24 protein-coding genes are annotated in these 22,328 nt (G+C 44.4%); 23 read left to right on the forward strand and 1 reads right to left on the reverse strand.

All coding sequences use genetic code 11. The features are described from left to right. Positions 1-291: 291 nt before the first annotated feature. The 6 genes from P6709_RS05400 to P6709_RS05425 all read left to right on the forward strand — a co-directional run bounded on the left by P6709_RS05400 (position 292) and on the right by P6709_RS05425 (position 7,536). Complete coding sequence (locus P6709_RS05400) at positions 292-1,461, forward strand: galactokinase (protein ID WP_278239880.1); 1,170 nt, start codon at positions 292-294, stop codon at positions 1,459-1,461. Positions 1,462-1,513: 52 nt separating this feature from the next. Then, a complete protein-coding gene (locus P6709_RS05405; RefSeq protein ID WP_278239881.1) occupies positions 1,514-2,554 on the forward strand; it encodes an aldose epimerase family protein in 1,041 nt (346 codons plus the stop codon). 39 nt (positions 2,555-2,593) lie between these two features. Further along, a complete protein-coding gene (locus P6709_RS05410) occupies positions 2,594-4,411 on the forward strand; it encodes a glycoside hydrolase family 2 protein (RefSeq protein WP_278239882.1) in 1,818 nt (605 codons plus the stop codon). Continuing rightward, positions 4,408-5,406: a UDP-glucose 4-epimerase GalE gene (gene galE, locus P6709_RS05415; RefSeq protein WP_278239883.1), complete on the forward strand. Its 999-nt coding sequence runs from the start codon at positions 4,408-4,410 to the stop codon at positions 5,404-5,406. Before P6709_RS05410 ends, galE begins: the two co-directional genes overlap by 4 nt. A 21-nt stretch (positions 5,407-5,427) precedes the next feature. Then, the gene (galT, locus tag P6709_RS05420; RefSeq protein WP_278239884.1) at positions 5,428-6,942 is read left to right on the forward strand and encodes a UDP-glucose--hexose-1-phosphate uridylyltransferase; all 1,515 of its coding nucleotides are present in this window, start codon (positions 5,428-5,430) and stop codon (positions 6,940-6,942) included. Positions 6,943-7,008: 66 nt separating this feature from the next. After that, a complete protein-coding gene (locus P6709_RS05425; RefSeq protein ID WP_442905312.1) occupies positions 7,009-7,536 on the forward strand; it encodes a GNAT family N-acetyltransferase in 528 nt (175 codons plus the stop codon). 94 nt (positions 7,537-7,630) lie between these two features. Here the strand turns inward: P6709_RS05425 and P6709_RS05430 are convergent, their stop codons facing one another. Beyond that, positions 7,631-7,894: a hypothetical protein gene (locus P6709_RS05430; RefSeq protein WP_278239886.1), complete on the reverse strand. Its 264-nt coding sequence runs from the start codon at positions 7,892-7,894 to the stop codon at positions 7,631-7,633. A 346-nt stretch (positions 7,895-8,240) separates the two neighbouring features. On the opposite strand from P6709_RS05430, the gene P6709_RS05435 reads away from it, so the two are divergent. The 17 genes from P6709_RS05435 (at position 8,241) to atpG (ending at position 22,136) form a co-directional block, all read left to right on the forward strand. Further along, entirely contained in the window at positions 8,241-9,281 is a 1,041-nt protein-coding gene (locus tag P6709_RS05435; RefSeq protein WP_278239887.1) for a LacI family DNA-binding transcriptional regulator, read from the forward strand. A gap of 37 nt (positions 9,282-9,318) precedes the next feature. After that, positions 9,319-9,630: a hypothetical protein gene (locus P6709_RS05440; RefSeq protein ID WP_278239888.1), complete on the forward strand. Its 312-nt coding sequence runs from the start codon at positions 9,319-9,321 to the stop codon at positions 9,628-9,630. Between the two features lie 262 nt (positions 9,631-9,892). Then, positions 9,893-10,903: a DUF1835 domain-containing protein gene (locus P6709_RS05445; protein WP_278239889.1), complete on the forward strand. Its 1,011-nt coding sequence runs from the start codon at positions 9,893-9,895 to the stop codon at positions 10,901-10,903. Positions 10,904-11,205: 302 nt separating this feature from the next. Next, positions 11,206-11,655: a low molecular weight protein arginine phosphatase gene (locus tag P6709_RS05450; protein WP_278239890.1), complete on the forward strand. Its 450-nt coding sequence runs from the start codon at positions 11,206-11,208 to the stop codon at positions 11,653-11,655. Positions 11,656-11,675: 20 nt separating this feature from the next. Further along, the gene (gene rpiB / locus P6709_RS05455) at positions 11,676-12,119 is read left to right on the forward strand and encodes a ribose 5-phosphate isomerase B (RefSeq protein ID WP_278239891.1); all 444 of its coding nucleotides are present in this window, start codon (positions 11,676-11,678) and stop codon (positions 12,117-12,119) included. A gap of 18 nt (positions 12,120-12,137) precedes the next feature. Beyond that, positions 12,138-12,665 (forward strand): TIGR01440 family protein, encoded by a 528-nt coding sequence (locus P6709_RS05460; RefSeq protein ID WP_278239892.1) that lies wholly within the window; start codon positions 12,138-12,140, stop codon positions 12,663-12,665. Positions 12,666-12,886: 221 nt separating this feature from the next. Further along, complete coding sequence (gene glyA / locus P6709_RS05465; RefSeq protein ID WP_278239893.1) at positions 12,887-14,122, forward strand: serine hydroxymethyltransferase; 1,236 nt, start codon at positions 12,887-12,889, stop codon at positions 14,120-14,122. 240 nt (positions 14,123-14,362) lie between these two features. Next, on the forward strand, positions 14,363-14,992 hold the full coding sequence (gene upp / locus P6709_RS05470) for a uracil phosphoribosyltransferase (RefSeq protein ID WP_278239894.1): 630 nt from the start codon (positions 14,363-14,365) through the stop codon (positions 14,990-14,992). 72 nt (positions 14,993-15,064) lie between these two features. Further along, positions 15,065-16,216, forward strand: coding sequence for a non-hydrolyzing UDP-N-acetylglucosamine 2-epimerase (wecB, locus tag P6709_RS05475; RefSeq protein WP_278239895.1), 1,152 nt, complete (start codon positions 15,065-15,067; stop codon positions 16,214-16,216). Positions 16,217-16,622: 406 nt separating this feature from the next. Next, positions 16,623-16,841 (forward strand): AtpZ/AtpI family protein, encoded by a 219-nt coding sequence (locus P6709_RS05480; protein ID WP_041061730.1) that lies wholly within the window; start codon positions 16,623-16,625, stop codon positions 16,839-16,841. 4 nt (positions 16,842-16,845) lie between these two features. Continuing rightward, positions 16,846-17,235: an ATP synthase subunit I gene (locus P6709_RS05485; RefSeq protein ID WP_278239896.1), complete on the forward strand. Its 390-nt coding sequence runs from the start codon at positions 16,846-16,848 to the stop codon at positions 17,233-17,235. A gap of 5 nt (positions 17,236-17,240) precedes the next feature. Next, positions 17,241-17,954: a F0F1 ATP synthase subunit A gene (gene atpB, locus P6709_RS05490; RefSeq protein ID WP_278239897.1), complete on the forward strand. Its 714-nt coding sequence runs from the start codon at positions 17,241-17,243 to the stop codon at positions 17,952-17,954. A gap of 91 nt (positions 17,955-18,045) precedes the next feature. After that, positions 18,046-18,258, forward strand: coding sequence for a F0F1 ATP synthase subunit C (gene atpE, locus P6709_RS05495; protein ID WP_039813889.1), 213 nt, complete (start codon positions 18,046-18,048; stop codon positions 18,256-18,258). A gap of 336 nt (positions 18,259-18,594) precedes the next feature. Next, a complete protein-coding gene (atpF, locus tag P6709_RS05500; protein WP_278239898.1) occupies positions 18,595-19,116 on the forward strand; it encodes a F0F1 ATP synthase subunit B in 522 nt (173 codons plus the stop codon). Then, on the forward strand, positions 19,113-19,649 hold the full coding sequence (locus P6709_RS05505) for a F0F1 ATP synthase subunit delta (protein WP_278239899.1): 537 nt from the start codon (positions 19,113-19,115) through the stop codon (positions 19,647-19,649). Before atpF ends, P6709_RS05505 begins: the two co-directional genes overlap by 4 nt. Before the next feature lie 26 nt (positions 19,650-19,675). Then, positions 19,676-21,184, forward strand: a complete 1,509-nt coding sequence (gene atpA / locus P6709_RS05510) for a F0F1 ATP synthase subunit alpha (protein WP_278239900.1) — start codon at positions 19,676-19,678, stop codon at positions 21,182-21,184. A 91-nt stretch (positions 21,185-21,275) separates the two neighbouring features. Continuing rightward, complete coding sequence (atpG, locus tag P6709_RS05515) at positions 21,276-22,136, forward strand: ATP synthase F1 subunit gamma (RefSeq protein ID WP_278239901.1); 861 nt, start codon at positions 21,276-21,278, stop codon at positions 22,134-22,136. The last annotated feature ends 192 nt before the right edge of the window (positions 22,137-22,328 follow it).

Consider the following 22,328-nt stretch of genomic DNA (forward strand, 5'->3'; position numbering starts at 1 on the left):
TTAACTAAAACTAACTTATCGAACTTTGCAAGCGTTGTCAACACTGAAAAGGCTAGCTTAATAGATTTAGAAAGTAAATTTTCTGATGATTCCTGACACTGTTTCCTTATAAAGTAAAGGGTTATAGAAGAAATTAAAGGAAATTAAAAGGAATAAAAAAATTTTTTACCTTTATTTTTTTACTAAAAATATTAGTATATTTATTGACTTTAACTGAATTTAACTTAAAATGAAGTTGTAATCGTTTTCAATTGAGCGGATGAAATACTGAAAGGTGAAGGAGGGTTTGCGATGGAATTGGAATCGCTAAGGAACTCATTTAATAACTATTTTCATACGAACCCAGAGCAATGCTTTTTTGCTCCGGGACGGATTAATTTAATAGGGGAACACACGGATTACAATGGGGGAAATGTATTTCCTTTAGCCATAACAAACGGTACATACGCATTGGCAAGGAAACGAAATGACAGGAAAATTCGCATGATTTCTTTGAATTTTGAGGAAGAAGGCATCGTTGAACTTTCGCTAGATGACCTTGAGTACGATGAAACTAAAGGCTGGGCGAATTATCCGTCTGGAGTGACAAAGCTCTTGCTGGAAAACGGCATGGAAATGACAACCGGATTCGAAGTATTATTCTATGGAAACATTCCAAATGGAGCTGGACTTTCTTCTTCTGCTTCCATTGAATTAGCAACCGGGGTCATGCTGCAGGAACTATTTCAATTTGAGATAGACCGGATTGACTTAATTAAGCTGTGTCAAAAAGTAGAAAATGAATACATCGGTGTAAACAGCGGGATTATGGACCAATTTGCGATCGGAATGGGAAAAAAAGGCCATGCAATCTGGCTAAACTGCGACACGCTGGATTATGAGTACGCTCCCCTTCAATTACAAAATGAACAGATTGTCATCATCAACACCAACAAAAGAAGAGAGCTGGCCTCATCTAAATACAATGAAAGGCGAGCTGAATGTGAGCAGGCATTAAAAGAAATGCAGCCCTATGTTCAAGCTGATGCGTTAGGCGATATATCTTCTGCTGAGTTTGAGAAGTTTAAGCAGTATCTTTCAACTGAAACGCTTGTTCAGCGGGCCCGCCACGTTATCTATGAAAATGAACGAACTGAAAAAGCGCTGAAGCAGCTTAAATCAGGAGATTTGAAGGCGGTTGGACAGTTAATGAATGAATCACACCGCTCCTTAAGAAATGACTACGAAGTAACCGGAAAAGAGCTGGATACAATCGTTGAGTTTGCCTGGAAGCAGGATGGAGTCATCGGGGCTCGAATGACTGGGGCAGGATTCGGGGGATGTGCGATCGCGATTGTTAAAAATACACATATGAAAGACTTTATAAGCAGGCTAAACGACCATTATAAAGAAGAATGCGGCCTGGACGCCTCTTTTTATACAGCTGATGTTGGTGAAGGTGCTCATGAGATTTTGTCATAGAAGGTATTAGTAGGATAAAATGGAATTACTTTAATTGAAAAGAGGGAAACCGATGAATCTTATTGAGACACAGACAGTAGCTGGACATAATGGAGAAGAAGTCATTCAATATACCATGAAAAACAGCAACGGCATGGAAGTAACGGTATTAAATTACGGATGTATTATTACGAAGTGGACAGCTCAGAATCGAAACGGAGTCTATGAAAATATCGTACTCGGATTTGACGAATTTGAACCGTACCTTACCAAGTCTCCTTACTTTGGTGCTGTAATTGGCCGTGTGGCTGGAAGGATCGACAGGGCTGCTTTTGAGCTGAATGGAAAATCATATGACCTCGAAGCAAATGAGGGGGAAAGCACCCTTCATGGCGGAGAACAGGGATTTGATAAAAGGATATGGAAGGGAACCATTGGTGAAAATCAGGAGCTTGTCTTCACGCGTACAAGCCCTCATCTGGAAGGCGGTTTCCCCGGAACACTTGAATTGAAGGTCATCTACCGGCTGCTTGAGGATGATACACTCGAGATTGAATACGAAGGAACCACCGACCAGACGACGATTGTTAACATGACTAATCATTCCTATTTTAATTTGAACGGCGACCTGAGCAAATCGGTGGTTGATCATGAATTGCAGCTAAAAGCAAGCCGTTACCTTCCCTTAAAAGACAACCTAATTCCAACAGGCGAACTGGCATCTGTTGAAGGAACAGCCTTTGACTTCAGAAGCAAAAAGACGCTTGCATCGGGTATCAATTCGGATGATAAGCAAATTAAAATAGGCGGAAACGGATTTGATCACCCGCTCGTGCTGGATGAAAATTTTAATCAGGAAATTGTCGTAAACGAGCCGGTATCAGGCCGGACATTGACAATTGAAACGGATCAGAAAGCAGTTGTATTTTATTCTGGAAATCAAATGGATGCGGACATGACTGTTCGGGGCTGTGAAACACAAAAGCATATGGCTCTTTGTCTTGAAACACAAAATTTCCCGAATGCCGTTCATGAACCTTCATTTCCATCTACAAAGCTTGAGCCTTCAGAAACATACAGGGCTAAAACTCGTTACATATGGACCGTAAAGTAGTTTTGAATTTGAATGAACAATAAAAAAGGAGTGTTTTTCATGCTGCGAACAGAATATCCTCGTCCACAGCTTCAGCGAAAAGAGTGGCACAGCCTTAATGGGGAATGGAACTTTGCATTTGATGACGAAAATAGAGGGATGAAGGACCGCTGGTACCAAAATCCTTCTGCGCTGACAAAAAAAATCAATGTGCCCTTTGCTTTTCAAACAGAGCTCAGTGGAATTAATGAGCAGGAATTTCATGATGTCGTTTGGTATGAGCGAACGATTGAAGTTCCAAAGGAATGGGGCAGCAAGCAAATCCTCCTTCATTTTGGTGCTGTCGACTATAGAGCGAAAGTGTTTGTGAATGGGCAGCTCGCAGGAGAGCATGAAGGGGGGCATACTTCTTTTTCGTTTGATATTACTCATGCACTCAACGATCGGCAGGCTTCAATTGTCGTGCGGGCGGAGGATCCATCCCGTGATGAAACCATTCCCCGCGGAAAGCAGTTTTGGAAAGAAGAGATTGAATCGATCTGGTATACCAATACAACCGGTATTTGGCAGCCGGTCTGGATTGAACCGGTTTCGGATGCTTCCCTGAAATCGATGCGCATAACTCCTGACCTTGACGAGGGAGCTGTAGAGCTGGAGTTGGAATTTTCATCTCGTTCCGTCAAAAAAGAAGCTCAAATACAGATTGAATATAAGGGAGAGCTGATCAGCAAAGATACGTTCCTGATCGTAGAACCGTATTTAAAAAGGCGGATCGATGTATTTGGACAGCATATTTTCCACACCGGGTTTCACCATGAAGGAATGACCTGGTCACCAGAGACCCCTAATTTATTTGATCTAACGGTTACGATTAAAGAGGAAGAAACAGTACTCGATAAAATCAACTCGTATTTTGGCATGAGAAAAGTTCATACCGAGGACGGGATGGTCTATCTCAATAATAAGCCATACTATCAGCGGCTCGTACTCGACCAGGGCTACTGGAGAGAAGGGCTTCTTACAGCGCCAAATGACAATGATTTTAAACGTGATATCGAGCTAGCGAAGGAAATGGGCTTTAACGGCTGCAGAAAGCACCAAAAAGTAGAAGATCCCCGCTTTTTATATTGGGCAGACCAACTGGGCTTTCTGGTGTGGGGAGAATGTGCAGCTTCAGCCTTTTATTCAGAAAAAGCAGCGGGAAGATTAGCGGAAGAATGGACTGAAATCATTTCCCGTGATTACAATCACCCGTCCATTGCCGCCTGGGTTCCTTTAAACGAAAGCTGGGGCGTGCAGTCGATCCGGTCTAATCAGAAACAGCAGCATCACTCACTGGCCATGTATCACCATATCCACTCACTGGATGGAACGCGCCCTGTTATCTCAAATGATGGATGGGAGCAGACGGTTACCGATATTTGCGCCATTCATAACTATAATCATGGAGCGGCTGAAGAGACGGGCAAAAGTGAAGCGTTTAAAGAAACACTTGCATCGAAGTCATCTCTGCTTACTTCTCAGCCTGCAAAACGAAAAGTTTATGCAAATGGCTTTGAACATCAGGGTGAACCGATTTTGCTTACGGAATTTGGCGGAATTGGCTTTGAAGTAGGCGGCGACAACGGCTGGGGCTATACGTCTGTTAAAGATGAAGAAGAATTTACAGCAGATTATAAGAGGATTATGGATGCTGTTTACCACTCAAAGGCTTTACATGGCTATTGCTATACCCAGCTGACGGATGTCGAGCAGGAGATTAACGGCATACTTACCTACGACCGAAAGCCGAAATGTGATTTGAAGATTATTCGTGCGATTAATTTGCAATGGCATGAAGAAGTTAAAAAAGGGCTGAAAGGAGATGTTGAATCATGACAATCCTCGTAACAGGCGGAGCAGGATACATTGGCAGCCACGCAGTACTTGCGCTGAAACGCCGGAAAGTAAAAGTTGTAGTGCTCGATAGTCTGCAGACAGGACACGAGGGCGCTGTAGACCCGGAAGTGCCTTTCTATTCAGGCGATCTTCGCGACAGTGCTTTTCTTGACCGGGTGTTTGAGGCTCATAAAATTGAAGCTGTCATTCACTTTGCTGCAAACTCGTTAGTGGGTGAGAGCGTCACAGACCCGCTGAAATATTATGACAACAATGTTGGAGGGGCAATCTCCCTTTTGCAGGCAATGAACCGGCATGAAGTGAAGAAGATCGTGTTTTCATCAACGGCAGCGACCTATGGTGAGCCGGAATCTTCTATTATTGAAGAAAAGGATCCGACCGTACCGACCAATCCGTACGGCGAAACGAAGCTCGCAATTGAAAAAATGCTGAAATGGTCAGCGGACGCTTATGGAATCCATTCGATTTGCTTGCGCTATTTTAATGTAGCAGGAGCAGATCCGGAGGGAGAACGAGGAGAAGATCATGATCCGGAAACCCATTTGATTCCGATTGTTCTTCAGGTAGCGCTTGGCCAAAGAGAAAAAATCAGTGTGTTTGGCAATGATTACCCCACACCGGACGGCACATGCATCCGCGATTATATCCATGTAGCGGACTTGGTAGACGCGCATCTGCTTGCAATAGAGAAGCTTGAAAATCTTCCTGAACAGGCGGCCGTTTACAATCTTGGCAACGGGAAAGGCTTCAGTGTGATGGAAGTAATTGAGGCGGCACGTGCTGTAACAGGGCATAGCATACCCGCTGCAATCGAAAAAAGAAGAGCAGGAGATCCTGCCATGCTTGTCGCTTCATCTGCAAAAGCGGAACAGGAGCTTGGTTGGTCGCCTAAAATTCCGGAGCTTCAGGATATTATTCAAAGCGCGTGGAATTGGCATCAGGCTCATCCGGAGGGCTACAAAGCAGACAATTAAAACCGTAGAGGAGGGAACCCTGTGTTTATTTTCATACAGCTGGAGAGATTGCTTCAATTCGGTTTGCAAAAGAAACTAATCGACCCTTTAGACTCAGACTACGTTCAAAACCGGCTGCTGAATCTTTTGCACTTAGATGCGATGGAGCAGGTGGAAGCCCCTGAAGAATCGCTTGACTACCCGGTTGAGATTCTGAATAACATTGTAGAATGGGCATCACAGCAGCCGGATTTAAACAGTACGACCATTACGGAAAAGGATCAGCTTGATGCCGCTTTAATGGATTGCTTTATGCCCCGTCCTTCTGAAGCGGCGAAAGCCTTTCAACAGCGGTACCTTTCCTCTCCTGCTGAGGCAACGGATTACTTTTATTCCATGTCCAAGCAGGTAAACTACATTCGCACCGACCGGATTGCAAAAAATGAACACTGGTATAGCGAAACAGAATACGGGAATCTCGAAATCACGATCAATTTGTCCAAACCCGAAAAGGATCCGACCACGATTGCGGCAGAAAAAAAAGCAAAAGCGATCAGCTATCCGCTTTGTCTGCTATGTAAGGGAAACGTGGGCTATGCCGGACGGGTGAATCATCCCGCGCGCCATAACCACAGGATTATGCCTGTAAATCTGGGAGGAGAAAGCTGGTTTATGCAGTATTCGCCTTATGTGTATTATAACGAGCATGCCATCATATTCTCCTCCGAGCATCGTCCCATGAGCATTTCCAAAAGCGGATTTAGCCGGTTGCTTGGATTTGTCGAGCAGTTTCCTCATTATTTTGTGGGCTCCAATGCAGATTTGCCGATTGTCGGGGGCTCGATCTTAAGCCATGATCATTTCCAGGGAGGGCAGCATGACTTTCCAATGGCGCTGGCACCCGTTGAAAAAACCTATAAAATCGATGGCTATGAAGACGTAAATGCAGGTACGGTGAAATGGCCGATGTCCGTCATTCGATTAAGCGGAAAAAGCAAGGATCGCCTGCTTGAACTGGCAGATTTGATTCTGCACACATGGAAAGCGCACAGTGATGAAGCTGTTGGCGTCTATGCGGAGTCGGATGAACAGCCGCATAATACGATCACTCCGATCGCGCGCATGCGAAACGGAAGCTTTGAGCTTGATCTCGTTCTTCGAAATAATCGTACGAATGAAGAACATCCATTTGGCATCTTCCATCCACATGATGATGTTCATCACATTAAAAAAGAAAACATCGGACTGATTGAAGTAATGGGGCTTGCCGTTCTGCCAGGCAGATTAAAAGAAGAACTGACTGTCCTTGGGGATTATCTTGTTGAAGGAAATCTTGATAAGGCAGGGGAAGATGAGCGGACGGCAAAGCATCTTGACTGGGCAAAAAAAATCGCGGCAGCAGAAAAAAATCTCTCATCTGAGACCGTTCAGGATGTTTTACGGAAACATGTTGGCATCGTGTTTTCAAGAGTCCTCGAAGATGCAGGTGTGTTTAAACGGGACTTGGAAGGACAGCAGGCGTTTACACGGTTTATGGAGTCATTAAGCGGCCGCTAAAAACGGAGAGAACAGATCTTTTCTGTTCTCTTTTTTAAATCACCTCAGATGGGAAAGGAAGGAGCAATCACCGTGAATGGAAGAAAGGTTTATTTAAGACCTTTACAAAAAGAAGATCTTGAGAGTATGCACCGTGCAACACAAAACGACGAAATCCGTTACATGACCGGTACAACAAGGCATTTTACAATGGAGCATGTTGAAGCCCATTACAACCGTAATCTGCATGACAAAACGCGTCATGATTTTTCTATTTGCCTCAAAGATACAGACAGATTAATAGGGGATATGTCCATTATGGATATTGAAGAAGAAAATAAAAAAGCAGGCTTTAGAATTGCCCTCCACCAGGTTGAGTTCTTCAATAAGGGCTACGGAACAGAGGCTCTTTCGCTCGCCCTGTATTTTGTCTTTGAAAAACTCCGTTTAAACCGTCTGCAGCTCGAAGTCTATTCCCACAATCTCCGTGGAATCAAATCATATGAAAAAGCTGGATTTAAAATCGAGGGACGCCTGAGGCAATCAATAGTACTGAATAACGAATACTCAGACGAAATTGTAATGGGCATGCTGCGTGAGGAATATGTAAAGTGATGGATCATTTTTATAATGGAGAAAATGGAAGACAAACAGTCCAATACAACCGTTTCGCCCTTCTTCCAGCAAAAACGAAACGGTTTACTGACGTTTACAATGGCAGCTCATCTGTTAATTTCCCATCCCCATCTGTCCAAACCCGAACGATCTTGCCATCCTGAACAACAACCAGAGAGTATGCTGAAAACCATTCGCCCCAGCCGCCCAAAACTGAAATCGATTGGACGCTCGTAATTCCAGGGTTTTCCTCCTTCACATTCGCTTTGACACTGAAAAGTTTCGCCTCAAAATAGATGACCCCTGCAGTTAAAACCGCAGAAAGACTAAGCATTATAATAGATAGGCGTTTTTTCAACTAACCAATCCTTTCTGAGAGAGGTACTTGTCCTGCATTTTAGCAGATTTTCCATAAGGATGAAGGTGAAATTAGAAAAAGATTGCGATGCTGAGATAAATTTGAAAAAATTGAGCCTAAGACATGACAGCTAATTAGCAGTATCTAGAATTTTTTTGGACATTTGACTGCTCTTTTAGTAAAATGTTTATTAGAGTACGCTTTATTTTACTAAAATATAGAATAATGTAAGCGATTACCTTGTGTATCTCTTATATACAGCAGAATGGATTCGCTGACTGGAGTTGGCGGACAGGTAAACCGATGGGAACGTTCACGGTCAAATAACAGGCGGGTGGGTATGCAAATGGCAACATTAAAAGATATAGCATTAAGAGCAGGTGTTTCACTGGCAACGGTTTCACGTGTATTAAGTGAGGACGAAAGCCTTTCAGTTACCAATGAAACGAGAGAACGGATCAATTCGATCGCGCAGGAATTAAATTATCGGACGATAAAAAGAAAAAACGTTCAAGGAAAGAGGAAAAAAGCAAAAATCGGCTTAATTTACTGGTATTCCGAAGAGCAGGAGCGCGAAGACCCCTACTATCTTTCGATTCGTCTTGGTGTGGAAAAAGCGGGATTTGATCGGGGCGTCGACCTCGTGAAGCTTTACAAAAATGATCAGCCTTTCCGAATGAGCAAGCAGGATGAATTAGACGGCCTAATCGCTATCGGCAAATTCAGCCCGGAAGACATCCAATATTTTAAAACATGGAGTGATAAAATTGTGGCAGTGGATTTTTCACCGACTGATGAGCTGGATTCAGTAGTGGTGGATTTCCGAAAAGCCATGATTAATGTGTTGGAGCATTTAATCCAGTTTGGCCATGACCGGATCGGCTACATCGGCGGACACGAATATCTGCAGGAAAACAGACCGATTCATGACGAGCGGGAAACTACCTTTATCGAATACTTAACTCTCCACCAGAAATTCAACCCTTCTTTCATTTGGACCGGGAAATTCACTGCAGAGGACGGCTATACCTTAACGAAGGAAGCATTGAAGCTCGAAAATGGTCCAACAGCGTTTATTTTAGGCAGTGATTCTATGGCGATCGGAGCAATGAGAGCGCTGCATGAACAGGGAGTCAAGGTCCCTGAACAGGCTTCTATTATCGGCTTCAATGACATTGAAATGTCCAAATATCTGCAGCCATCCCTTACAACGGTTCAGGTTCATACAGAGTTTATGGGAGAGTCAGCATTGGATTTACTGCTCGATCAGATTTCTACCAAAAGGCAAATCGCCAAAAAAATTGTCATACCGACTAAGCTTTTAATCCGGGAAAGCAGCGGCAAGGCTCCTGCATCCTCAAAGCAGAAAGCGGATGTACTGAAATAATAGAAGAAACAGTAGGGTTTTAAAAATGGGGGTAAACATGAAAAAATCGATTGCTTTATCAGTCATTACAGCAGCTGTGGTTGGATTACTCATTTGGGCAGCAAGCACCCTGGTACCCTTTTCATACGGGGAATGGAGTTTCTTTATCGGTCTAGGTCTGACCGTATTATTTTTCTTTTTCAGCGGCAGTGGAGGATTTTTATCCAAAATGGCAACATTTCAAGCAAGTGCAACCGTTGGAAAAGTTCAGGAGGATAATGAACATAATGCCTATTTAGGTGGGATATTTTACGGTCTCGTCTTATATACCTTCGTCAGTCTGATCGTAATGCTCATCATCTATTTTTAAATGTCGAAAAGAGGCTGGGACAAAACCCAAAAAAGTTTTAAAAAAGAGGATATATTTATTACTAGTAGTAGGTGAGCGGAGCGGAAGGTGGCGACTCCTGCAGGAAATGAGGGCAAGCTGAGCCTTTACAGGGCAAGGCCCTGAAAAGGCTCAGCGCCGTCCCTGCGGAAAGCGTCCGCCTGAAGCGCCGTCGAACCGGTCAAAGAGCTTGAGAGACTTTTGTCCCAAGCTCTTTTTTCTGAGTGAAGGAGGAAAACACTTGATGGATGAACTAAAAAGAATGATCCGGGATGCTACTGAAGAAGAGGTAAAAGCGATGTTATTTCAAACGTTTATCCGGCTCAACATGCTTGAGGAAACAGAAAAATACACAGAAAAACAATTCGTGGCAGATGTAAATAAATTGTACAACGCTTTTTTACACGCCAAGCGGGAGGAGCAAATAGACCGTTCAGAAAAGGCCGGCATTGTACATATTCTATTTGGGGACGCAGCAGCAGGAAGCGTGAAATGGGTCCTGAGGGAGATGGGTGTCCAGAAAAAAGAACACGTTCTTTCATTAGACGATCTGTTCTCCATTGGTCCGGTTTGGCAGCTGCATGAAAAAGAAGGCGTGGAACGCAGACATCATTGGATAAAAAATCATCTGCTTGCAGACGAAGAGTATTTGGACGAGTATGTGTCGCGTTTTAGTCATGCAGCCACTTTAATTCGATCGCTTCCGGAAAAAACAGCTATAAAAATCTGGGCAGGGAAAAATGCGCATGAACAAACGGGATTGCGGTACGTTTTGTATTTACTAAGAGGAAAAAAGAATGATATTTTTCTTGTCGATACGACAGGTTACATTCTTTCGTCGGACACTGAGTACGTCCCGCTGCATATGGGTGAAATGATCCCGGAAACATTACAAGAGATCGTTAAGACAAACGGTCATGTTCAACGTTTGACGAAGGAGCAGCGCAGGCATTATGAAGAGGAGTGGATGCAATTATCCTTTTCTGAAGAAGTGCTGAGAATATGGAATCGTCACGCGATTGCAAGTGTGGATGAAGCCTACTACGATCAGATGATTATTAAGAAAGCCGAAAAGCTGCAAAAAGACGAGTTTGTTAAATCCGCCCGCCTGATTGGAGAAGTGTACGGACATTTAGACCAGTACATTGGCGACGAGTATATTGAATATCGGCTGAGACATTTAATAATGAGCGGACGATTTGAAATAGAAGGAGTCCCAAGAGCGATGAGATTTTACAGTGTTAAGCTAAAATAATTTTTTAAGGTAGAGATTCTTGAAGTTAACTAAAATGTGACCGAAAAATCCTGCAGTGATTTGAGCCTCTTCAAACATGTGGAAATTGCATAAAAGCGAAAGTGAAAATACATTTCTGATTAGCGAATCCCAATCTGGCAATGCTAGTAGAACACAGCCTTACTGTACGTGCAGAGGCGGCGTTAAACTAAACAGAGCAAGTTCAATCGTCAGTTCAAATAAGCGAATTAGCAGCAATTTTATGATATAATAAACAGTAAATAATGTGCTATTTCGCAAGGCATCGCACGGGAGGAAAAACCATGAATATTTTATTTGTTTGCACTGGAAATACATGCAGAAGCCCCATGGCCGAAGCCATTTTAAAACATAAAAAGCTTGATTCCATTGATGTGCGTTCAGCGGGATTATTTGCGATGGAAGGCGGACAGGCTTCCCAGCAAACACAGGATGTATTAGATGAAAACGGAATTGTTCACAAACATCAGTCAAAGATCGTTTCGCAGGCGGATGTTCACTGGGCAGACTATGTTTTTGCGATGACCAGTGCACACAAAGCAATGCTTGTCGATCAATTTCCTTTTGCGATGGACCGGATTTTTACACTGAAAGAATTCGCAGGAGGAAGAGGACTGGATATATCAGATCCTTTTGGCGGCTCTCTTGATATGTACAGGTCAACCTATGAAGAACTAAACAGGCTGATGGACGGACTGATTGAAAATATAGAAAAACAAACGCAGGGCTTTTAAAGGCAGAGGAGGGTTTTTGAATGAAAGTTGCACTGGCATCAGATCACGGCGGCATGAATTTAAAAAAAGAAATTGCGGAAGTACTGGACGAATTGGAGATTGCGTATGAGGATTTTGGGTGCGACTGTGAGGGGTCCGTGGATTATCCAGATTACGCTCTTCCTGTTGCAAAAAAAGTGGCAGCCGGTGAATTTGACCGGGGAATCCTAATCTGCGGCACAGGCATTGGCATGAGCATTGCCGCAAACAAAGTAAAGGGAATCCGCTGTGCGCTCGTTCATGATACTTTCAGTGCAAAAGCAACACGCGAGCATAACAATACCAATATGCTGTCGATGGGCGAGCGTGTAATCGGTCCCGGCTTAGCGAGGGAAATCGCAAAAATTTGGCTGACTGCAGAATTTGAAGGCGGCAGACACCAGACAAGAATCGGCAAAATCGCCACGTACGAATCAACACTATAAATGAAATGAGGGGTTCCTTTGCAAGAGCAATTGAACACGATTTTATTCGAATACCAGCAGCAGGCGCAGCTGAAACCAGGACAATTATTCGTGGTAGGCTGCTCCACCTCAGAAGTCATTGGAAAAAAAATCGGCACATCCGGAACAGACGATGTTGCTTCCTTATTATATACAGAACTCACAAGGTTCGCAGAAGATACCGGTATTCATCTGGCATTTCAAGGGTGTGAGCATATAAACCGGGCCCTTGTGATGGAAAGAAATACAGCGGAATCTCTGGGGTATGATGAAGTAACGGTTATTCCGGTCAGACAGGCTGGCGGCGCCATGGCTTCTTATGCATTCAAAAATATGCAGGATGCGGTAATGGTGGAGCATGTTCAGGCTCACGGCGGAATAGATATTGGAGACACCTTTATCGGCATGCACCTGAAACACGTAGCGGTTCCAGTCCGCGTCTCAGAGCGCACCCTCGGCGAAGCACACGTAACACTCGCAAGAACCCGTCCAAAGCTGATTGGCGGCGTAAGAGCCGTATACGAATAAGCATGACCTGTCCCTGCCACGCGTACTTCTTGCGGCAGGGACAGGTTTTTTTTAACAAAAAATGAACTCCCTTGGCGGGCTATAGATAAGAGTCTAGGAATTTATCACGCTCCACGCCTTTCTCGAAATCTATTTCCCCTCTATTAAAAACATGATAAGATGAAGATGATTTTTGACCAATGACGGGAACCGTCCCGAGGACATGAGGGGGAACACATACAATGAGTAAGATTCAACAGCAGGATCAAGCATTGTTTGAAGCGATGCAAAATGAATTGAAGCGTCAGCGCACGAAAATCGAGTTGATCGCTTCTGAAAATTTTGTAAGTGAAGCAGTCATGGAAGCGCAAGGATCGGTTTTAACAAATAAATACGCTGAAGGCTATCCAGGCCGCCGCTATTATGGAGGCTGTGAGCACGTCGATGTTGCCGAAAACCTGGCAAGAGACCGTGCAAAAGAAATTTTTGGTGCAGAGCATGCAAATGTTCAGCCTCACTCTGGAGCACAAGCCAATATGGCGGTTTATTTTACGATTCTTGAGCCGGGAGATACCGTTTTAGGGATGAACTTATCCCACGGGGGTCATTTAACGCACGGAAGTCCAGTGAACTTTAGTGGACAGCTCTACAATTTTGTTGAGTACGGGGTCTCTGAAAAAGATGAGCGGGTGGATTATGAAGACGTCCGCCAAAAAGCACTTGAAAACAAACCAAAGCTCATTGTAGCAGGGGCGAGTGCATACTCGAGAACACTTGATTTTGGGAAATTCCGTGAAATTGCAGACGAAGTAGGCGCGTACCTGATGGTGGATATGGCTCATATCGCCGGCCTGGTTGCGACTGGAGATCACCCAAGCCCTGTGCCGCATGCACACTTTGTTACCACAACAACGCATAAAACACTTCGCGGACCTCGCGGGGGATTGATTTTATGTAAAGAGGAATTTGCAAAGAAAATTGATAAGTCGATCTTTCCTGGCGTTCAGGGCGGACCGCTTATGCATGTAATCGCAGCAAAAGCAGTAGCATTCGGCGAAGTGCTTCAGCCGTCATTTAAAGAGTACTCTAAGCAAATCATCCGAAATGCACAGGCGATGGCAGAAGCTTTCAAAAAAGAAGGCATCGATATAGTATCAGACCGCACAGACAACCACCTGGTGCTAGTAAACCTGCGATCTCTTGAACTGACTGGGAAAATTGCGGAAAAAGTACTGGACGATGTAGGTATTACCGTAAACAAAAATACAATTCCTTTTGATCCGGAAAGTCCATTTGTAACAAGCGGAATCCGAATTGGAACGCCAGCTGTTACATCACGCGGCTTTAAAGAGGCTGAAATGGAAGAAATCGCATCAATCATTGCATTTGCTCTGAAAAACCACGAAGATGAATCGAAGCTGCAAGAAGCTTCACAGCGCGTTGAAGCCATCACCAGCCGCTTTGCTCTTTATGAATAAGCAAGCATAGAATCAAAAATGGAAAGGGAGTGTCCTCGCGAACAAGAAAGCTGATTCGTGAGGAACGCTCTCTTTTTTGTTTCCAAAAGCACCTTGGAGGCACCACTGTCAGGTCGCGCGGAATTCTCCTGAAATTAGGCGATATCTTGTCAATTAGCAAGAAGTATGGTAACTTTCGTAAGGATTTGTTTTATAATAAATAGAAGTGAAAATACAGAGTACATAAAAGGAGTGGCAGCATTGGGAAAAGTGTATGTCTTTGAACATCCATTGATTCAGCATAAATTAACGCACATCCGCGATGAAAAAACCGGTACAAAAGAATTTCGTGAGCTTGTAGATGAAGTCGCTACACTTATGGCATTTGAAATTACACGTGATCTTCCTTTAGAAGAAACAGATATCAACACACCTGTAAGTGAAGCAAAAGGAAAAGTGCTATCCGGCAAGAAATTAGCCATCGTTCCTATTCTTCGTGCAGGCATTGGCATGGTGGACGGAATATTAAAGCTGATCCCAGCTGCAAAAGTTGGACACGTCGGCCTTTACCGCGATCCTGAAACACTAAAACCCATTGAATACTACGTTAAGCTGCCATCAGACGTGGAAGAGCGCGATTTTATCTTAGTAGACCCGATGCTTGCAACAGGAGGATCAGCTGTTGAAGCGATCAACTCTCTTAAAAAGCGCGGAGCGAAAAACATTAAATTCCTTTGCCTTGTAGCAGCACCAGAAGGCGTCGAAGAAATTCAGAAAGAGCATGAAGACGTAGATATCTATATCGCTGCTCTCGACGAAAAACTGAACGAAAAAGGCTATATCGTCCCTGGACTCGGCGATGCCGGCGACCGTTTATTCGGTACTAAGTAATCGTTTGACACATTAACGCACAGAAGGGGTCTGGCCCTTTTTGTGCGTTAATTTACTAAAGGAGGAGCATGTATGTCTAAGCGAATTAAAGTGATGACGATTTTTGGGACAAGGCCCGAGGCAATTAAAATGGCGCCGCTAGTTCTTGAGTTAAAAAAGCAGAGCGAGTTTTTTGAACCTATCGTGACGGTTACAGCACAGCACCGCCAAATGCTGGATCAGGTTATGGACATTTTTAATATAACCCCGGATCATGATCTTAATATCATGAAAGACCGCCAAACGCTTATAGATGTTACGACGAGAGGTCTTGAAGGGCTGGATCGTGTGATGAAAGAAACCAAACCGGATATGGTATTAGTCCATGGAGACACCACCACTACATTCGTTGCAAGCCTTGCTGCATTTTATAATCAAATTGCAGTTGGTCATGTGGAAGCAGGACTCCGTACGTGGAATAAGTACTCTCCGTTTCCGGAAGAGATGAACCGCCAGCTTACTGGTGTTATGGCCGATCTTCATTTCTCTCCTACGGATCAGTCTGCTGAAAATCTGGTGCGTGAAAACAAGCCGGAATCAAGCATTTTTGTCACTGGAAACACAGCAATTGATGCTCTTTCCACGACAGTACGAGAAGACTATACGAGCGAAATCCTCACAAACCTTGGGGAAGACCGCTTGATCCTGTTAACAGCCCACCGCCGTGAGAACCTTGGAGAGCCAATGAAAAATATGTTCAGAGCGATTAAACGGATTGTAGATGAGCATGAGGATGTACAAGTTGTTTACCCGGTTCATATGAATCCTGCTGTACGGGAAATTGCACAGGAGATCCTCGGAGGAGACAAGCGGATTCACTTGATTGAACCGCTTGATGTGATTGATTTTCACAACTTCGCTTCAAAAGCCTACTTGATCCTGACTGACTCAGGCGGTGTGCAGGAAGAAGCTCCTTCACTCGGTGTTCCCGTACTTGTCCTGCGTGATACAACTGAACGTCCTGAGGGAATTGATGCAGGTACGCTTAAACTTGCAGGAATAGAAGAAGAACAAATTTATTCAATGGCTAAAGAGCTTGTAACAGATGCGGAAGCTCATGAAAAAATGTCGAAAGCATCCAATCCATATGGAGATGGTCAAGCTTCAAAACGAATCGCAGAAGCCATCCGCTTTCACTTTAACCAGCTGCACGAACGTCCCGCTCCATTTACTGTCGAAAAGTAACCCGAAAACACCTCCGAATGCTCATCATTCAGAGGTGTTTTTTTCCATTTATTCACTGATCTCGGATGAATAGTACTGCTGGGAGCCGTCGTTTGCTGAGAACACGAATCATGACAAAAACCCTTATTTTACAGTGCTTTTTACACCTTCATCTCACTAAAGGGGCCAGGCCTCTTTAGTGAGGTAAAGAGCGTTTTGTCCAAAATGTGAACAGCTGAACTTCCATTTGTGATCACGTCTACTTTTTGTCGAGTACTCGTTGACATACAATAGTGCCTATTGTATGCTTTTAAAGGGTATAATGATAAGGTTTTCATAGTCTTTTAGAGAAACGGATTAACGCTTCTTTTAAAGATGCTATTTTACCCAAACCCCGATTCCATTCTCAGATTGTGAGGATGCGCCTATGCGTCATCAAAGACGTCCGTACCAAGCGATGGCATTGTATTCTGCCATTCTGTCACAACTAGCTGGTTCCATGCTGGTCGGTCTTTTCGCCGGAAGGTGGTTGGATCAGAAATGGAACACAGAACCGCTGTTTTTGATTATTGGCCTGCTCCTTGGACTTTCCACTGGAATTTACGCCATGCTTCGCACAGTAAATCATTTCTATTCAGGAGAGTAGTCTAATGCCTGACCTTAAACAGCATTTCCAACGGTATACCAAGTACATATTTTACTTGCTATCCATCTTCGTTCTAGGATGGGGCTTTACCCCGTATCCGGAAGTATTTCTCGGACTTATACTGGGAACTTCTCTCAGCCTTTTTAATCTCTGGCTGATCCGAAAAAGAATGGAGCGGTTTGACCGTGCCATTGACGAAGGGAAAAAAGTGCGTTCACTTGGGACGTTTTCACGTATGGCCTCAGCAGGAATCGCGGTGTTAATCGCCCTGGGATTTCCGGAATTCATTCATTTGATTTCCACTGTCTTTGGATTAATGATGGTTTATTTCGTCATTATGATAGATTATTTTTGGCAGCAAATTATCCTACATAAGAAGCGGGAAGAGAGGTGAAATAAATGAATCATGAAGCGCCATTGGTTGATTTTTTGGGGCTGACCTTTAATCTCTCCAATATTCTAATGGTGACAGTTGCAAGTGCAATCGTGTTCCTTATCGCAGTTCTTTCGACAAGAGCACTCGCAATGAAGCCGACTGGAATGCAAAATTTCATGGAGTGGATCATGGATTTTGTACGAAACATTATCAAGAGCAATATGGATTGGAAAACAGGTGGAAGCTTTCATATTCTTGGGATTACATTATTGATGTATGTGGCAATTTCTAACTTTTTAGGTCTGCCTTTTGCCATCACGTACAACCATGAATTATGGTGGAAGTCGCCAACCGCTGATCCGGTTATCACATTGACTCTTGCTGTAATGGTAATTGCGCTTACGCACTATTACGGGATCAGAATGAAGGGTTTCAAGGAATACGGAAAAGACTTTTTCCGCCCCATGGGTTTCCTTTTCCCGCTGAAGCTCATTGAAGAATTTGCAAACACATTAACACTCGGTTTGCGTCTTTACGGTAATATTTATGCAGGTGAGATCCTACTTGGACTTCTTGCAGGAAGTTTGGCAGCTACCGGAGCCGTCGGCTGGATCGCAGCTTCCGTCCCAACGCTTGCCTGGCTTGCGTTCTCAGTCTTTATCGGAGGAATTCAGGCATTTATCTTTGTTATGTTAACGATGGTTTATATGGCGCACAAGGTGAGTCATGACCATTAAATATAATACCTGTTCAGTACACTGAACAAACATGAATTTTTAAAAAAACTATTATCCAATACAAGGAGGATTTACCCAAATGACAGGTTCAATTGGTCTTTTAGCAGCAGCATTAGCAGTAGGTTTAGCAGCACTAGGTGCAGGTATCGGTAACGGAATGATCGTATCAAAAACAGTAGAAGGTATCGCACGCCAGCCAGAAGCACGCGGTATGCTTCAAACTACAATGTTCATCGGGGTTGCACTAGTTGAGGCCGTTCCGATCATCGCTGTAGTAATCGCGTTCATCGTACAAGGACAATAATAAAATAAAAGCGGAAGCGGGCGTTTAGCTCCGACAGACGTAAGACGATACCCCAAGCAGGCGCTTTTTGCCTGAATGGGGGAGCGGCTTACGATCCGAGGAGCTGCCCGGTGAAGCTGGATACATTAAAAGCGGAAGGCGCTCGTTCAGCTGCGTCAGACGTAAGAATATCCAAAAGGCGAAGAACTTTTCTTCGCCTTCATCATGAAGTCAGCGGAAAAGGCTCGCTCCTTTCTGCAAAATCCATATCTTAGTCAGACTATAATCTTTCTTAATAGAAAGAAAGATAGACCATACATCGTATAATGATTGACTCTTGAAGGGAGTGAAACGGGCGTGTTCACACTTGATGCATTTATTCTGGGAGCAGGTGAGGGCTTTAACGGCGGAGATATAGCTTTCCAATTGTTAATGTTCATTATCTTAATGGCTCTTCTAAAGAAATTCGCATGGGGTCCATTAATGGGCATCATGAAGCAGCGTGAAGATCACATTGCAGGCGAAATTGAAGCGGCTGAAAAAAGTCGTGTTGAAGCAAAACAGCAGCTTGAAGAACAGCGTCAGCTTTTAAAAGAGGCGCGTCAGGACGCACAGGAATTAATTGAAAATGCACGTAAGCAGGGAGACGTTCAGCGCGAAGAAATCATTACTGCAGCACGTGCAGAGTCAGAGCGTTTGAAACAAACCGCGCTTCGTGAAATTGAGACAGAAAAAGATCAGGCAGTTGCCGCACTTCGCGAGCAAGTGGCTACCTTGTCTGTCTTAGTAGCATCGAAAGTGATTGAGAAAGAATTGACTCTTGAAGAACAGCAGCAGCTGATCAATGAGACAATTGCGAAGGCAGGCGATCTGCGATGAGCAAATCAACAGTCGCAAATCGTTATGCCCAGGCTCTTTTTGAGCTTGCGAATCAGCACGGACAAGTAGAAACAGTGGAATCTGAACTGCGTACAGTACAGCAGGTTCTCAGTGAAAACCCTAACTACATCCTGCTCCTTCAATCTCCAAAATTAACAAAAGAACAAAAAAAGCAGCTTGTTCATCAATCGTTCAGCGGACTTTCCCACAACGTCGTTAATACATTGTCGATCTTAATCGACCGCCGCCGCGAAACTGAAATCGTACCTATGGCGGATGCGTTTGTTGAACTTTCTCTGGCGAACCGAGGAACAGCGGTAGCATATGTACACTCTGCCACAAAGCTTAGTGAAACGGACAAAGCGTCTATCTCACAGGCATTTGCAGCAAGAGTCGGCAAACAAAGCTTGCAAATTCACAATATTGTAGATCCAACGCTGCTTGGCGGCATGCGAGTACGCATCGGAAACCGTATTTTTGACGGAACCCTGCGCAGTAAGCTGAACCGCTTAGAGCGTGAATTAAAGCGATAAGATCCACTAAATGAGGGGTGACATTCATGAGCATCAAAGCTGAAGAAATCAGTGCGCTGATCAAACAGCAGATTGAGAACTATCAATCGGACATTCAAGTAACAGAGGTTGGTACCGTAATCGAAATTGGTGATGGTATTGCCCGTGCTCATGGCCTTGATAACGTCATGGCTGGAGAGCTTGTTGAATTCTCCAATGGTGTTATGGGTATGGCGCAAAACCTGGAAGAAAATAATGTTGGTATTATTATTCTTGGACCATACCGTGATATCAAAGAAGGCGATGAAGTTCGTCGTACAGGCCGTATCATGGAAGTTCCGGTTGGCCCTGAGCTAATCGGACGCGTAGTAAATCCACTTGGACAACCGGTAGATGGCTTGGGGCCAATATCTACAACGAAAGCTCGTCCAATCGAAAGCCCGGCACCTGGTGTTATGGCTCGTAAATCCGTTCACGAACCGCTTCAAACAGGTATTAAAGCGATCGATGCTCTTGTGCCGATCGGCCGAGGCCAGCGTGAGCTGATCATCGGTGACCGTCAGACAGGTAAAACGTCTGTAGCCATCGATACGATCCTGAATCAAAAAGACCAGGACATGGTTTGTATTTATGTAGCCATCGGTCAAAAAGAGTCAACGGTCCGCGGAACAGTTGAAACGCTTCGTAAGCATGGAGCGCTTGACTACTCGATCGTTGTAACAGCATCTGCATCTCAGCCTTCTCCATTGCTGTTCCTTGCACCGTACACAGGAATCACAATGGCTGAAGATTTCATGTTAGACGGCAAGCATGTTCTTGTTGTTTATGATGATCTTTCTAAGCAGGCAGCTGCATATCGTGAGCTTTCCCTTCTTCTTCGCCGTCCTCCAGGTCGTGAAGCATACCCTGGTGACGTATTCTATGTGCACAGCCGTTTGCTTGAGCGTGCAGCAAAATTAAATGAGACACTTGGATCAGGTTCAATTACAGCTCTTCCATTTGTTGAGACACAAGCGGGCGATATTTCAGCATATATCCCGACAAACGTTATTTCAATTACAGATGGACAGATCTTCCTACAGTCTGATTTATTCTTCTCGGGTGTTCGTCCAGCGATCAATGCCGGTCTTTCTGTATCCCGTGTTGGTGGTTCGGCTCAAATCAAAGCAATGAAAAAAGTTTCCGGTACACTGCGTCTTGACCTTGCTGCTTACCGTGAACTTGAAGCATTTGCTCAGTTTGGTTCGGATCTTGATAAAGCAACACAAGGAAAACTTAACCGTGGTGCGCGTACAGTTGAAGTACTGAAGCAGGAATTGAATAAACCGCTTAAGGTTGAAAAGCAGGTTATGATTCTTTATTCATTAACTCGCGGACACCTGGATGACATTCCTGTCAAAGATATTCGCCGTTTTGAAAACGAGTTCCTTAGCTGGTTGGATTCAAACCACACTGACTTGTTGGATCAAATCCGCACTACTCATGGTCTTCCTGAAGACGAGGCAATGGTAGCGGCAATCAACGGATTCAAAAAGACGTTTGCGAAGAGTGAGTAATCGGACTCGCTAAGCGGCAATAAAAGAAACCATGTTGATCGGTGAGTACTCACTGGATCCACATTTTTAACCAAAAGGGTGGTGAGAACCAATGGCATCGTTACGCGATATAAAAAACCGGATTACATCGACGAAAAAGACCAGTCAGATTACAAAGGCAATGGAGATGGTATCTGCTTCCAAGCTTAGCCGTGCAGAGTCGAACGCAAAAGCATTCGTCCCGTACATGGATAAAGTGGAGGAAGTAGTCGCTTCCATCGCGGTAGGGGCAAAGGATGCAACTCATCCAATGCTTGTCTCCCGTCCTGTTTCCAAAACGGCTTACCTTGTGATTACATCGGACCGAGGACTTGCCGGTGCATACAATTCAAACGTTTTGCGTGCTGCTTATAATGCAATCCAAAGCCGCCACACAAGCACAGATGAGTATGTGGTCATGACTGTAGGCCGTGTAGGCCGCGACTTTTTTGCGAAAAAAGGGGTTAACATTATCGATAGCATCCTTGGATTACCAGATCAGCCAATCTTTGCTGACATCAAGGAAATCACAAGCAAGGCAGTAGGCTTGTATGCAGATGGAGCGTTTGACGAGCTTTATATGTATTACAATCACTTTGTCAGTGCGATCTCTCAGGAAGTGACAGAAAGAAAAGTTCTCCCTCTTACAGACGTAGCCTCTGTTTCCAACAAGCTGACATCCTACGAGTTTGAACCTTCTGCTGAAGCCATTCTTGAAGTGCTTTTGCCTCAATATGCAGAAAGCCTGATCTATGGGGCGCTGCTTGACGGAAAAGCGAGTGAGCACGCTGCGCGTATGACAGCAATGAGAAGTGCAACTGATAATGCGAAAGAGCTAATCGACTCGTTATCTCTATCTTACAACCGTGCACGTCAAGCCGCGATTACACAGGAAATCACAGAAATCGTCGGCGGAGCAGCCGCACTGGAATAATCAGAAAAGCGAAGGCGGCCGATCAGCCCCGACAAGCGTAAGGCGTGAAGGCCGTGTGAACGCAGTTTGTTCACATGGACATCATGACTTACGACCTCGAGGGGTTGGCCGCCGGAGCTGGACAATAGAAAAGCGAAGGCGGCCGATCAGCCCCGACAAGCGTAAGGCATGAAGGCCGTGTGAACGCAGTTT

The sequence above is a fragment of the Jeotgalibacillus sp. ET6 genome, assembly GCF_029667115.1.
Taxonomy (GTDB): Bacteria; Bacillota; Bacilli; order Bacillales; family Jeotgalibacillaceae; genus Jeotgalibacillus.

Coding starts and splice junctions, on each gene's coding strand:
- wecB (WP_278239895.1), top strand. CDS start 15,065: ATGTCTAAGCGAATTAAAGTGATGACGATTTTTGGGACAAGGCCCGAG.
- P6709_RS05405 (WP_278239881.1), top strand. CDS start 1,514: ATGAATCTTATTGAGACACAGACAGTAGCTGGACATAATGGAGAAGAA.
- P6709_RS05450 (WP_278239890.1), top strand. CDS start 11,206: ATGAATATTTTATTTGTTTGCACTGGAAATACATGCAGAAGCCCCATG.
- glyA (WP_278239893.1), top strand. CDS start 12,887: ATGAGTAAGATTCAACAGCAGGATCAAGCATTGTTTGAAGCGATGCAA.
- atpA (WP_278239900.1), top strand. CDS start 19,676: ATGAGCATCAAAGCTGAAGAAATCAGTGCGCTGATCAAACAGCAGATT.
- P6709_RS05440 (WP_278239888.1), top strand. CDS start 9,319: ATGAAAAAATCGATTGCTTTATCAGTCATTACAGCAGCTGTGGTTGGA.
- P6709_RS05400 (WP_278239880.1), top strand. CDS start 292: ATGGAATTGGAATCGCTAAGGAACTCATTTAATAACTATTTTCATACG.
- P6709_RS05505 (WP_278239899.1), top strand. CDS start 19,113: ATGAGCAAATCAACAGTCGCAAATCGTTATGCCCAGGCTCTTTTTGAG.
- P6709_RS05410 (WP_278239882.1), top strand. CDS start 2,594: ATGCTGCGAACAGAATATCCTCGTCCACAGCTTCAGCGAAAAGAGTGG.
- P6709_RS05485 (WP_278239896.1), top strand. CDS start 16,846: ATGCCTGACCTTAAACAGCATTTCCAACGGTATACCAAGTACATATTT.
- galE (WP_278239883.1), top strand. CDS start 4,408: ATGACAATCCTCGTAACAGGCGGAGCAGGATACATTGGCAGCCACGCA.
- P6709_RS05445 (WP_278239889.1), top strand. CDS start 9,893: ATGGATGAACTAAAAAGAATGATCCGGGATGCTACTGAAGAAGAGGTA.
- P6709_RS05480 (WP_041061730.1), top strand. CDS start 16,623: ATGCGTCATCAAAGACGTCCGTACCAAGCGATGGCATTGTATTCTGCC.
- rpiB (WP_278239891.1), top strand. CDS start 11,676: ATGAAAGTTGCACTGGCATCAGATCACGGCGGCATGAATTTAAAAAAA.
- P6709_RS05435 (WP_278239887.1), top strand. CDS start 8,241: ATGGCAACATTAAAAGATATAGCATTAAGAGCAGGTGTTTCACTGGCA.
- atpB (WP_278239897.1), top strand. CDS start 17,241: ATGAATCATGAAGCGCCATTGGTTGATTTTTTGGGGCTGACCTTTAAT.
- atpG (WP_278239901.1), top strand. CDS start 21,276: ATGGCATCGTTACGCGATATAAAAAACCGGATTACATCGACGAAAAAG.